The organism is Planococcus sp. RAB007_Raresut (genome assembly GCF_057369535.1).
Genome location: NZ_JBXYIF010000002.1, coordinates 484,549 through 496,832, shown reverse-complemented (window position 1 = coordinate 496,832; position 12,284 = coordinate 484,549). Strand labels below are relative to the sequence as shown.

General features: G+C 45.1%; 15 protein-coding genes. 6 read left to right on the top strand and 9 right to left on the bottom strand.

Annotated features, from left to right (window positions below):
* Nucleotides 1-157: 157 nt before the first annotated feature.
* Both AC2Q9J_RS06400 and lepB read right to left on the bottom strand, forming a co-directional pair.
* Nucleotides 158-1,582 (bottom strand): helix-turn-helix transcriptional regulator, encoded by a 1,425-nt coding sequence (locus AC2Q9J_RS06400; protein WP_499038202.1) that lies wholly within the window; start codon nt 1,580-1,582, stop codon nt 158-160.
* A gap of 24 nt (nt 1,583-1,606) precedes the next feature.
* Nucleotides 1,607-2,140, bottom strand: a complete 534-nt coding sequence (gene lepB, locus AC2Q9J_RS06395; protein ID WP_499038200.1) for a signal peptidase I — start codon at nt 2,138-2,140, stop codon at nt 1,607-1,609.
* Between the two features lie 134 nt (nt 2,141-2,274).
* On the opposite strand from lepB, the gene AC2Q9J_RS06390 reads away from it, so the two are divergent.
* Together AC2Q9J_RS06390 and AC2Q9J_RS06385 are read left to right on the top strand one after the other, a co-directional pair.
* On the top strand, nt 2,275-3,177 hold the full coding sequence (locus tag AC2Q9J_RS06390) for an acetamidase/formamidase family protein (protein WP_499038199.1): 903 nt from the start codon (nt 2,275-2,277) through the stop codon (nt 3,175-3,177).
* A gap of 113 nt (nt 3,178-3,290) precedes the next feature.
* Entirely contained in the window at nt 3,291-4,310 is a 1,020-nt protein-coding gene (locus tag AC2Q9J_RS06385; protein WP_499038197.1) for a YecA family protein, read from the top strand.
* Between the two features lie 219 nt (nt 4,311-4,529).
* Here AC2Q9J_RS06385 and AC2Q9J_RS06380 read toward each other — a convergent pair whose 3' ends face one another.
* The gene (locus AC2Q9J_RS06380) at nt 4,530-4,736 is read right to left on the bottom strand and encodes a hypothetical protein (protein WP_499038195.1); all 207 of its coding nucleotides are present in this window, start codon (nt 4,734-4,736) and stop codon (nt 4,530-4,532) included.
* A gap of 273 nt (nt 4,737-5,009) precedes the next feature.
* Between AC2Q9J_RS06380 and AC2Q9J_RS06375 the strand changes: the two genes are divergently transcribed.
* The gene (locus AC2Q9J_RS06375; protein WP_499038193.1) at nt 5,010-5,519 is read left to right on the top strand and encodes a DUF421 domain-containing protein; all 510 of its coding nucleotides are present in this window, start codon (nt 5,010-5,012) and stop codon (nt 5,517-5,519) included.
* A 32-nt stretch (nt 5,520-5,551) separates the two neighbouring features.
* Here AC2Q9J_RS06375 and AC2Q9J_RS06370 read toward each other — a convergent pair whose 3' ends face one another.
* Nucleotides 5,552-6,028 carry an acyl-CoA thioesterase gene (locus tag AC2Q9J_RS06370; protein ID WP_499038191.1) on the bottom strand — a complete coding sequence of 159 codons (477 nt, stop codon included), beginning with the start codon at nt 6,026-6,028 and terminating at the stop codon, nt 5,552-5,554.
* Nucleotides 6,029-6,134: 106 nt separating this feature from the next.
* On the opposite strand from AC2Q9J_RS06370, the gene AC2Q9J_RS06365 reads away from it, so the two are divergent.
* Nucleotides 6,135-6,938 carry an AAC(3) family N-acetyltransferase gene (locus AC2Q9J_RS06365; protein WP_499038190.1) on the top strand — a complete coding sequence of 268 codons (804 nt, stop codon included), beginning with the start codon at nt 6,135-6,137 and terminating at the stop codon, nt 6,936-6,938.
* A 35-nt stretch (nt 6,939-6,973) separates the two neighbouring features.
* Here AC2Q9J_RS06365 and AC2Q9J_RS06360 read toward each other — a convergent pair whose 3' ends face one another.
* The 4 genes from AC2Q9J_RS06360 to adh form a co-directional block, all read right to left on the bottom strand.
* Complete coding sequence (locus AC2Q9J_RS06360; protein ID WP_499038188.1) at nt 6,974-7,540, bottom strand: Fic/DOC family protein; 567 nt, start codon at nt 7,538-7,540, stop codon at nt 6,974-6,976.
* 16 nt (nt 7,541-7,556) lie between these two features.
* Nucleotides 7,557-7,745: a hypothetical protein gene (locus tag AC2Q9J_RS06355; protein ID WP_499038186.1), complete on the bottom strand. Its 189-nt coding sequence runs from the start codon at nt 7,743-7,745 to the stop codon at nt 7,557-7,559.
* A gap of 442 nt (nt 7,746-8,187) precedes the next feature.
* Nucleotides 8,188-8,550: a DUF779 domain-containing protein gene (locus tag AC2Q9J_RS06350; protein WP_499038184.1), complete on the bottom strand. Its 363-nt coding sequence runs from the start codon at nt 8,548-8,550 to the stop codon at nt 8,188-8,190.
* A gap of 42 nt (nt 8,551-8,592) precedes the next feature.
* Nucleotides 8,593-10,113 (bottom strand): aldehyde dehydrogenase, encoded by a 1,521-nt coding sequence (gene adh, locus AC2Q9J_RS06345; RefSeq protein ID WP_499038280.1) that lies wholly within the window; start codon nt 10,111-10,113, stop codon nt 8,593-8,595.
* A 239-nt stretch (nt 10,114-10,352) separates the two neighbouring features.
* On the opposite strand from adh, the gene rluF reads away from it, so the two are divergent.
* Nucleotides 10,353-11,060, top strand: coding sequence for a 23S rRNA pseudouridine(2604) synthase RluF (gene rluF / locus AC2Q9J_RS06340; RefSeq protein ID WP_499038181.1), 708 nt, complete (start codon nt 10,353-10,355; stop codon nt 11,058-11,060).
* Nucleotides 11,061-11,072: 12 nt separating this feature from the next.
* A complete protein-coding gene (locus AC2Q9J_RS06335) occupies nt 11,073-11,789 on the top strand; it encodes a DUF6904 family protein (protein WP_499038179.1) in 717 nt (238 codons plus the stop codon).
* Nucleotides 11,790-11,857: 68 nt separating this feature from the next.
* On the opposite strand, the gene AC2Q9J_RS06330 is transcribed toward AC2Q9J_RS06335, so the two are convergent.
* Entirely contained in the window at nt 11,858-12,157 is a 300-nt protein-coding gene (locus tag AC2Q9J_RS06330; RefSeq protein WP_499038177.1) for a cupin domain-containing protein, read from the bottom strand.
* Between the last annotated feature and the right edge of the window lie 127 nt (nt 12,158-12,284).

The window sequence follows — 12,284 nt, the reverse complement described above, 5'->3', positions numbered from 1 at the left end:
ATGAATTATTCAGTCTATTGATTATAATATATTTCACTTCTTTAGTTTTGTTTAATAGTCTTTCGAATAAAATATCTATTTTTAGAATTATTTACAAATTTACTTCATTTTCATGGATTTTGAACAAATTTAAAACGACCTTCTGGAGAAGGCCGTTTTATTTCAATAAATGAAGTTCTCCCTGCCGATACTGGGAAGGGGTCAATTTTTCATGTTTTTTATATACCGCGCTGAAATACGATGCGGTGCCAAAACCGCTGAGCCGTGCCACTTCATCCAGCGAAATATCCGTCTCCTTCATCAGCCGGTTGGCTTCGCGAATGCGGATCTGCAGCAGCAACTCACTGAACTTTCTACCGTTCTGCTTTTGGAATCTGCGGCTCAATGTACTCTTATTCATCCGCAGCTGTTCAGCACAGGCAGAAAGGTTCCAATCCGGGTTCCAGTAATTCGCTTCCATCAACGCACGGATTTCCTCCGAAGCCGGAGATTCCCCGCTTTCAGCTTTCTTAACGGCCGCTGACACCACATTCACAATGAAATTCAATGTTGACTGGGCAATCTTATAAATAACTGGATCTTTGACGATAACTTCAAAAATTTCATGGTAGCGCTGTTCCCATTGCTCGTCCTGCAGATGAACTGATTTCATGTAGCGGCGCGCCTGGGCCAGCACACTCGTCAGCCGGACGCGGATCATCTCAGGATCCGGATAAGGACGCGAATAGGAAAGAAATTCATTTTGCATCCAGGCGTGGATGGCGCGGGTATCTTTTTTCTCAAGCATTTCTATCCATTCGCGCTGTTCAACCGGCGATAAAAACGGATCAAGCGGCTGCCAGGCGATCGGATCCTGTTCGATGACAGAAATATCATAGCCTTCATAGAAAATCAGCGAAGTCATATCCCTCGTGCCCTGGTAATAATCTTTCAGCCGAATTTGACGGTTGGCGTTGACGAAAATCGACAGATCTTCATGGGTCTCCCGCTTCCAGGATTCATAGAACATCCGGCTTTCTTCGATGCAGGATTGCTCGTCATCCGTCAGAAACGCAGCCAGAACAAAATCGGAAAAGGCAAATACCTCCGCTCCTTTATGGAAAGGATAATTTTTCAGCTGCTTGCTTAATAGCGGATAGCCCGATTTGTCCGGCAGCACGAAAGCCGTTAGAGTCACAGCGGGCGTCAAAACTTCAGCATCAAAGAAATCTTCGTATCTGAGAAGCTTATGCTTCAAGTTCTCTTCAACGGTTTTTTCATTGCGCAGCTGAAAGCGGATTTGCTGCAGCTGCTTTACAAGAAGCAACGGATCAAATGGCCGAAACAATAAATCAGCCGCTTTCCCTTTTAAGGCACGGTAAGCTGTCATAAATGTCCGGTCGGATGACAAGCCGATCCAAGGAATATTGCGCTGCGTAAATTCCTTTTCAAGTTCGTCGTTCCACAAATCCATATCAACCACCAGGCAATTTGCGGCATCTTCTTTGGAGAACGATACTGCAACACCGTTCATATGCGATTCCATTACCCATTTCAACCCTTGGGCTTCCAGTTCATTTTGCGAGATAACCACAATTTTCACAAAGTCCCCCTCTTTCTCTGGCCACTACTTTACAGGTCCCAAATGTTCAATTGGAGACAGCCTGAACTTCACTTCTCCGATGATATTTTCCTTTTTAATAAATCCGAGCATCCGTGAGTCGACACTATTCAAGCGATTATCGCCCAGCACAAAATAATAACCAGGAGGCACGGTGACCGCAGGAAAATCTTCCGTCAGCGGACTGTATCCCAATTGTTCAGCCACTTTCCTGTTTTGTTCAAGGTAAGGTTCTTCTTTTTCAACACCGTTAATATACAGATGGTCGTTGTTCATTTCCACAACGTCTCCCGGAATGCCTATTACACGTTTCAAGTAATTTCTATCCTCAGACACTTTGAACACAATCATATCGGCATGTTCGATGGCACTGATTTTCATCAAGATGATGCGATCATTCTCCTCGAATGTCGGCATCATTGATTTGCCATGGACTTCAACAGGTTCAAATATGAATTGCCGGGCACCCAAAAGAACCAAAGATGCCAGAATGATCACTTTCATCCATGCAATCAATTGATGGGAAGGTTCTTCAATCAACTCGGATTCCTCCTTACCGCCAAATCATTTTCTCTCATCATACTATACTGCAGAACTGTGCGCATCCTGGCTTTTGCTATTCAAAGGGGCAGTTGCTACAATTAACTAAATAGTAAGAAAAGGAGTGGTTTTCTGTGCACAAACTGTCCACTGATGATGTCATTTATTCTTTCTCAAGAAAAAACTCCCCTGTCCTCCGTGTGAACTCCGGGGATACGGTCAGTATCGATACCTTCGACTGCTTTACCAACCAGATCCAGTCTGCAGATCAGGAAGTTGCGGCAATCGACTGGAATCAGATTAACCCGGCAACAGGGCCTGTCTACGTAGAAGGTGCAGTGGCTGGCGACTTGCTTAAAGTGACGATTGATGAACTCGAGATCGGCGGTCAAGGCGTGATGGTTACAGGTCCGGATCTCGGCGTCATGGGCCACCGCCTTGAAGAGATGGAATCTAAAATTATCCCAATTGAAAATGGTAAAGCCATCTTTAATGAAAAATTGCATCTGCCATTGAATCCAATGATAGGCGTCATCGGTGTTGCCCCTGAAGGCGAACCGGTTTCCTGCGGTACGCCTGGCGCGCATGGCGGAAATATGGATACGAAGCACATCACCCAAGGCGCCACCCTGTATTTCCCTGTCTTTGCAGAAGGCGCATTGTTCGCTCTTGGTGATTTCCATGCTGCAATGGGCGACGGAGAAGTCAGCGTTTCCGGCATCGAAGTTCCGGGCCGCGCCACAGTCACACTTGAAGTGGTGAAAGGCTTCCATTCCAAATTCCCGGTGCTGTTCAACAGCGAAGGAGTTTCGCTTCTCGTCTCAGCTATGACACTGGATGAAGCAGTGAAAGTTGCCACTGAAGAAATGATCGATCTTTTATTGCCGTTCACTGATTTGAGCGTCAGTGAAATGACGATGCTCATGAGTGCCGCGGGCGAAGCGCAGATCAGCCAGGTCGTCGATCCACTGGTAACTGCACGCTTCTTTGTTCCCCAGCATATACTCGATGCTTTGGATATCAAGTTATTCCAGTAGATAATAAGACCTATAAAATAGCTGTTTCTGTATCAAAGGGACGTCAGAATCGTCGGACTTTTGAGCGAAACCGCAATGTATGGTACACTCAAGAAAAAATGTAGGTGATTAGAATGGTAGGAAGAAATGATCCATGCCCATGCGGCAGCGGAAAGAAATACAAAAAATGTCACGGGAAAGAACAGTCTGTCTCGGTAAATGACTTGGTGAACGAAGAACTATTCAAAGTGCGCCAATTGTTCTTTTCAGAAAACCCGAATCAGGAACAGCTTGCGGATTTCCGTGAATTGCAGCAGGAATGGCAGCCGCGCCTGATGAAAACAATGGCAGAAACTGATGCGCAGGCATTTGTCATCGAGAACTTTCTGTTCATGAAAAAACCTGAACTTTGGCAGGAGCACTTGGATAAGCAGATTGAACTTTCCCAGCGTCCTACCACTCAGGATGTATTGAAAAACTGGAGCGATGTAAAAGTCTTTGTCGGCCAATATATTAAAGGCGACGAGAGCTCTGCGCAATTCAAAGATGCCTTCACAGGCGATATGTATACGATGGCTGACCAGCCGCCAACTGACATGGAAGACGGACAAGGCTTGCTTGCAATCCTATTGCCGGATTCACGCGTCGGCGAAGAAGGTGCTTTATTCCTTAACGGCTATTTGACGATTGTCGGCGAATTCGCTCCTTTCTTCGAGCAATTAAAAGCTGATATGGCCAAAGAAAACGCGTCTGACGGCGAACAATACGTCCGCGACAACTATTTAGCGGTAGTTGAAAGCATCGTTAAATATTCTACAGGCACTGTCGATGAGAGCATTGACCTCTCACCGGAACATCAATCTGTCATGGACGAATTGAAAAAGCACGTTCAGGAAGCTGACTTTGACGAAGAAACGGTTGAAAATGTAACCAGCATCATGAACAGCTACCTGGCGAGCCAGCAGCCAAGCGTCCAAAAACCGGAGGCACTTGTCGGCGGTTATTGGAGATTCCTGCAGGATCATGAACTGATCAAAGGCCCAATGCTTGCGCCTAAACAATTAAGCGAAAAATTCGGGGTTGCTTCAAGCACTATTCTGAAACGCTCGAAGGAATTCGGTTCTTATTTTGATGAGCTATTGGCTAAAAAATAAATAAGTGTATATGGAAAAAGAGCAGCTTTGGCTGCTCTTTTTTTTATTAAAGTAATTTCCGAGGACTAATCCTACTCAATATATCCTTCTGAAGCATTTGCTCCTGTCTCTGCATCGCTTCGCTAGCTTCGAGACATGAAAGGGCGTTGCATCGCTTCGCTAGCTTCGTCGCAAAGAGTCGGCCGAACTTCCTTCGGCCAACTCTTCGCTGCTCTTTTTTTATTGCTTTCTTCGGAATCTGACCAATATATATGCAAGGATCCCAGTGACTGCAAGGAACAGATAGAGGCGGATGAAGGCCGGTTCAAACCAAAGAACTTCAGTAAAGGAAACAAAATAATTAAGAATGGCTGCCAGCAGCAAGAGGATCGCCAATCCGAAAATAATTAATCCGGCATAGCGGATGATATTAAGGAACACTTTCATCGCAATCGCTCCTTTTCTCTGAGTGTCTTTCTTCTGTATATACCCTTTTTAAAATTTCTATGCTCACAGAACAATACCTAGTGCTGCTCAAGTGAGGCGATTTTTTAAATTCCGTTTGTTTAAAGGCATATGGGGAAAAGATGGAATACGGGAAAACTTTGTGCATGATGGGGGTAACTCTGCTTTTATTTGGCCTAAACGAAATAAGGCAGACTTATCAACATGTTAATAAGTCATAAAACCACTTTTTTTTCACAGAAAGGAGTCGATAGAATGTTCGAAATTACTTGGGACAGTTTCATACGGATTATCACTGTAGGTTCGCTCGCCTACGTTGGTCTAATTTTCTTTTTAAGAATATCCGGAAAACGGACATTGACCAAATTGAACGCATTTGATCTTGTTGTAACTGTAGCTCTCGGTTCGACTTTGGCCACAATATTGCTGAACAGCCAGATCAGTCTGCTCGAAGGGCTGACTGCATTCGCGCTATTGATCGGCGGACAATACATTTTTACATTTTTGGCAGTGCGCTCGAAGAGCTTTAATAAGTTTATAAAGTCAGAGCCCAAATTACTCTATTTGGATGGTTCTTTTCTGGAAGATGCGATGAAAAAGGAACGAATCAACAGAGTCGAAATACTTCAATCCATCCGCAATCAGGGAATCGGCAATTTGGAGAAAGTAAAAGCCGTTGTGTTGGAGACTGATGGGAGCATGTCCATTATTAAAGGGGAACCTGGAAACACGTTGAGCAATGTGGAATCGAAAAAAACCATTTAAAAAGGTTCCGGAAATCCTTCCGGAACCTTTTTTCACCTAGGTGTCTTCGCTCTTTGTTTGCGGTGTTCCCGGCGAGCTGGCGCTGTTTCGAAGAACAGTTTCTCCCCTTCTAATTCAGGGATAACTGCTGGAACCGGCGTCGGCTTGCCGTCATCCCCCATGGCTACTATAGTCAGGAAGGATTCAGTTGTAAGCCGTTCTTCTCCAGTCTGCAGATTTTTCGATTTGACTCTCACATAGACTTCCATGGAAGTGCGGCCCGTTGAAGTGACATTTGCTTCGAGCTCAAGCACATCTCCGACATGAGCCGAAGACAGGAAGTCGACTGAATCGATGGAAGCTGTTACGACAACTTGCCGGCGGGCATGTTTCATTGCTGTAATTCCTGCAATTTCATCAATATACGCAAGAACTTTTCCTCCAAAAATCGAATTCATATGATTCGTATCAGGCGGAAGCACCAATTTCGTCTGGATTGTCCGTGATTCTTTCATTAGCCTTGCTTCCATACTATTCACTCCTACTCTTTTTATCGATATATACTAATGCTATACGCAATATTTCTGGTCGGCAACTTTTAGCCTTATGGTATATTGAAATGACAGGAGGTGCTGTATGACAGAATTATTGAGCATTTTAAACACACCCGAATTCCAGTCAAAAGAGTCCTTAAAAAGACAGTTAAATGAACTGGACATCCATAAAGGCGACCAGATCATGGTCCACTCTTCGCTGAAATCGATGGGATGGATTGCGGGCGGCGCCCAAGCAGTCGTCGAGGCTCTAATGGAGACAGTGACTGACAGCGGCACCATCGTTATGCCTTCACAATCCGCTGACAACTCGGACCCGGTTTATTGGATGGAGCCTCCGATTCCTGAAAACTGGCACGCAGATCTAAGGAATAACCTCCCTGCTTATGATCCGCATCTGACGGGGCTCAGAGGCATGGGCAAAATCGCCGAATGCTTTCACAGAAACCCTTCCACTATCCGCAGCCCGCATCCGTCCCATTCTTTTATGGCCTGGGGCGCTGACGCTGCAGAGTGGATGCGTGACCATCCCCTTGAAGATTCTTTTGGAGAAGGTTCGCCGCTTGCGAAAATGATGAAGGCTGAAGTGAAGATCCTGTTTATTGGCGTCGGCTTTGATTCGTGTACCGCGTTGCATTACGCCGAATTTGCACAGGACGATCGGACAGCTTCTCCGCAAGGCGCTGCAATAATGCTGAACGGCGAGCGGATATGGCAAAGATTCGAATGCATTGATATGGATTCGGACCGTTTTCCTGAAATCGCCAAAGATTTTCAGGGTGACATCAGAATCGGCAAGCTTGGTCAGGCAGAAGTAAAGTTGGTCTTTATGCGTCCATTAGTGGAATTCGGAACCCAGTGGCTGGCGGAAAATAAAAAACAATAAAACCATAGGTTTGCCGTTTATCACATGCGGCAATCCTATGGTTTTATCATCTCATCAAGAAGGTTTTCCAGCCGGTCGTTAGTGGAATTGAACGAATCCACGAAGGCGTTGATGATTTCAGCAGGTCCCGCAATCTTTTCCCAATCGAGCTGGTAGCCTGCGTTCGCCATCAATTGGCGCGCAAACTCACGGACGGTCCGCCCGTTGCCTTCCCTGAATGGATGCAGCGCATTGAGTTCTGCCAGATAATGGGCCAACCGCTCGATCATTTTATCGCGTGGGAGGTCCTTTAAATAATTCTCTTCTTTCAATTCGTTAAAAATCCGGTGCATCTGCACTTCGATATGATCCGGATGGGCAAAGGAAGAAGATCCTTTGGAAATCATCTCTTTGCGCAATTCACCGGCAAAAGGATAGACATCCTGAAGAATAGTCCGATGGATTTCTATAAAAGCATCCATATCCAGCGGATCAGCCGGCTCTTTCAACTTGAGTTCAGAAAGACGCAGCAAAGAATATACCGTTTCCAATTCTTTCAGTTTGCTGTCATCTTTGATGGAAAAATGGTTAATCAGAACGTCCGAGTCCGGATAACAATACATGGAAGAATGCTTATACCTAGACATCAAATCTGTTTCGAATGGCCTTGTGGAATTGAGCTTCCGTTTTTTCTCCCGTTAAAACCGAGCGGACAAAATTACAGTCCTCATTTGTCACATCAAAGCCTTCAATGTGAAGTGAATGTGAGGCATAGGAAATGGCATGTTCAGCCTGCTCAAAAGAAATACGGTTAACTAATTTCGTCAAATTGATGACCACCTTTCATTCTTCCATTATACCATTTAACAAGTACGGAATCTATTGACAGCAAGCGGTTTTGAATAAAAAATACACTTTGCTGGGCTTGATATTCAACACATTTTTCCGTATTTCAGAAGGAGTGAAAGTTGCGTGGTTTTCCACTTGAAATTCTTTACAGAAATAATTATTTACAAGTCTTGGCAGCTCAAATATAGAAATACTTGAAATTGTATTTCCATAATTTGGCGATACTTTCCGGTTCAACCAAAATACTTTCCAGTTCTCCTAAAATACTTTCCAAAACACTTAAAATACTTTCCAATTCGGCTCAAATAATTTCCAATTTCATTTTTGAAATTCATATGTGAATTTATTGTATATATATAACAGTCCCATCCCCATAATTTTGCCAAACAAAAAAAGACGGGATCAATATCCCGCCTTCGTTTCACACCTGTTCCTGCAATTCCTTCGTTTCTTCCGTCGTAAACGCCCGGGATCTTGTCAAAAAGCGTTTTCCTTCGACGCCTTCAAGTGAAAACATCCCTCCGCGCCCCGGCACTACATCAATGATTAATTGAGTATGGCGCCAGTATTCAAACTGATTTTTGTGCATATAGAATTTACTGCCGCCGATTTCACCCATGTAAACATCCTGGTCACCGATAAACAGGTCGCCTTCCGGATAACACATTGGCGAGCTGCCGTCACAGCAGCCGCCTGACTGGTGGAACATGAGAGGACCATGCTTCTCTTTTAAAAACTCGATCAATTCAAGGGCGGCATCAGTAGCTATTACGCGTTCGACCATTGCAATCCCTTCCTTTCAATGAAGAAGGACCTTTTCTTTCGATCAAAAGAACCCTTGCTTGTCCTGACTGTAGCTCACCAGCATATTTTTCGTGTTTTGGTAATGGTCCAGCATCATTTTATGGTTTTCACGGCCGAAACCGGACATTTTGTATCCACCGAATGCAGCATGAGCTGGGTATTGGTGATAGCAGTTTGTCCAGACGCGCCCTGCTTGGATTCCGCGGCCGAAACGGTAAGCCGTATGTGTATCGCGAGTCCAGATGCCGGCTCCCAGTCCATATAATGTATCATTTGCAATTTCCATCGCTTCTTCTTTCGTTTTGAAAGTTGTTACGGAAACAACCGGCCCAAAAATCTCTTCCTGGAATACCCGCATTTTATTGTTTCCTTTAAACACAGTCGGTTTGATATAGAAACCTTCCGCCAAATCGCCATCAAGCACATTTCGGTCGCCGCCGGCAAGGACTTCTGCGCCTTCCTGCTTTCCGATATCCAGATAGGACATGATTTTCTCCATCTGCTCCTGGGAAGCCTGCGCCCCCATCATCGTTTCCGGATCAAGCGGGTTGCCGATTTTGATTGCTTCAACGCGCTTCAATGCACGTTCCATGAATTCTTCATAAATATCCTCTTGAATCAGTACACGGGACGGACAAGTACATACCTCGCCCTGATTCAGCGCGAACATGACAAATCCTTCAATTGCTTTATCCAGGAAAGCGTCATCCTGATCCATGATATCCTTGAAGAAGATGTTCGGAGATTTACCGCCCAGCTCCAGAGTGACCGGAATCAGGTTTTGTGACGCATATTGCATAATCATGCGGCCAGTTGTCGTTTCACCTGTGAAGGCGACTTTGGCGACGCGTGGACTGGATGCAAGCGGTTTCCCTGCTTCAAGCCCGAAACCATTGACAATATTCAGTACTCCCGGCGGCAATAAATCGCCGACCAGCTCAGCCCATACCAGGATGCTCGCAGGGGTCTGCTCTGCCGGTTTCAATACCACACAGTTTCCTGCAGCAAGTGCTGGCGCCAGTTTCCAGGTTGCCATCAGCAGCGGGAAGTTCCATGGAATAATTTGTGCAACTACACCAAGAGGCTCATGGAAATGATACGCTACAGTGTCGTCATCTATTTGGCTGAGCGATCCTTCCTGTGCACGGATGACTCCTGCAAAATACCGGTAATGGTCGATTGCCAATGGAATATCTGCATTCAGGGTTTCCCGTACTGCCTTCCCGTTGTCCCAAGTTTCTGCGACTGCAAGCATTTCCAGATTTTGCTCCATCCGGTCAGCGATCTTTAAAAGAATATTGGCGCGTTCAGTAACCGATGTTTTGCCCCATGCATCTTTGGCTGCGTGGGCCGCATCTATCGCGGCTTCCACATCTTCCGCGGTGGAACGTGCAATTTCTGTGAATTTTTTGCCGTTTACAGGAGAAACATTATCAAAATACTGTCCTTTTGCCGGTGCTCTCCACTCACCGTTAATATAGTTTTCGTACCTTTCCTTAAATGAACTCTTTGCACCAGCAGTGTTCGGAATTGCGTATTCCATTACCATTCTGTTTCCTCCCCTTGATTAAATTGCCGTTATGTATGCGCTTTCATTATACTGTTAATTTGTCTGCGCATAATGAAACAGCTTACCTCTTATATTGTCAAACAACTTAGAAAATTGCAATAGATTAAACTTTCTTTTTCTATATAAACGTAATTAACGCTTCGTTTTGTTCTGTTCCTTTTGAGGGTATAATGGAAACACAAAGCAAATTCTACAATCGAAGGGATTTTATTATGCGAATTAATAAGTTTTTAAGTGAGACGGGAATCACTTCCCGCCGCGGTGCGGATAAATTTATCGAAGCAGGCCGCGTTACCATAAACGGTGCGCCGGCGGAACTCGGCAGCAAAGTGCAGCCGGGCGATCAAGTGCATGTCGACGGCAAGCTGATCGAGCAGCCGCAGCAGGAATACGTCTACATTGCCTTGAATAAACCTGTCGGCATCACGAGCACGACTGAACGGCATATCAAAGGGAACATTGTCGATTTCGTCAATCACCATGAAAGGATTTTTCATGTCGGACGCCTCGATAAAGATTCAGAAGGATTGATTCTTCTTACAAACGACGGCGATATCGTCAATGAAATACTGCGGGCGGAAAATGAACACGAAAAAGAATACATTGTCAGAGTTGATATGCCGATTACCGATTCTTTCCTGAAGAAAATGCAGGAAGGTGTTGAAATTTTGGATACGGTCACACTTCCGGCAAAAGCCGAAAAGCTGACTAAATATATATTCAAGCTGACGATCAAACAGGGACTGAACCGCCAAATACGCCGGATGTGTACAGCACTCGGCTACGAAGTGCGCAGCCTTCAGCGGATTCGGATCATGAACATCCACCTTGGCGATCTGCCTGTTGGTGAATGGCGCGATTTGACCGACCAGGAACGCAATGAATTATTCAAACAGCTCGACTATAAACCCAAACGTTGAGGAGGATTCTGCATGCTGACGATGATGAGCACACCGAACCATACCGGTGTAAAGATAAGCGGTGATTATTTTGACCTGGATGAGTTGAACGAGGCTTTTTATAAAGTGATCGGCAAAGAAGACCAATACCATGGCTACGAAGGTTCACGCCGCCGTATACTTGGAATTTCATATGAGATTCGGCACGCTGCACAAGGTGACCGCAATGTCGATTTTGTCTTCAACGGCCTCCATGAGCACACGATGAAGCAGCATAGATTTATCGCACCGGATAAAAACATCTACTTCTCCACAGAAATACTGTGGCCCGAATTGATCTACGCGGCAATTGCGCTTAAAGACTTCGTGAGCCTTTATCAGAAGCGGGTATCACAATCCATCTGGGATGTTCACCTGCCGGTCATCTATCGCTTCCAGTCTCTTGTTCTTGATTGTCTTCAGGGGCATATTCCCGATGAAGAATACGAGACGATCTTAAAAGGCTTTAATCAGCCGGTCACAGTGGATGATTATGCAATTCAATACGTGGACCTGATGAACCTGAAATATATTGGCATGACGAAAGAACAGCGCGAAAAGACCCTTTCCACAATCGCTTTGAAACTCGCTGTTCAGGACAACGAGTATCAGGCATTTCGTAAGCAGGTTCTGGCCGCTGCAACCCCTGGCAAGAAGCAGATTCACGAAATCGAAGTATCCGCGAAGTATCCCGAGGATTTCGAATGGTGATTTGAGAAACGTTGCCATAAAACATGGATAGACAGAAAAAACCCCAAGCCTTTTGACTTGGGGTTTTTCTATTGCTTGATTTGAATAACGAGGAAATTCGAATCTTCCACAGCCTTCAGACTGTGTTTTTCTTTCGGTGTCATTCTCATCATGACGCCTGGAGATACTTCCGTGACTGTTCCTTCTACTGTAAATTCGACTCGGCCGCTGTTTACGACGATCAGGACATCCGCGTCCGCGTCATGTTCAGGAATCTCTTCCCCCGCTGCCAATTGCATATTCACGATATTGGTTTTTTCGAATTTCGCGACTTTCTGGACATGCTTTTTCTTATTGTCCAGTTGATAGGGCATTTCAAATAATTCCATCTTTGCACCTCATTTCTTTCCTTAACTTACTCCATTCGACAAATTCTAAGCAATACCTGCCTTGAACCCCACTCCTCATTTATACCGGCCGTTTTAAAAATCGGCTAATAAGGGTATATTTTCTGAA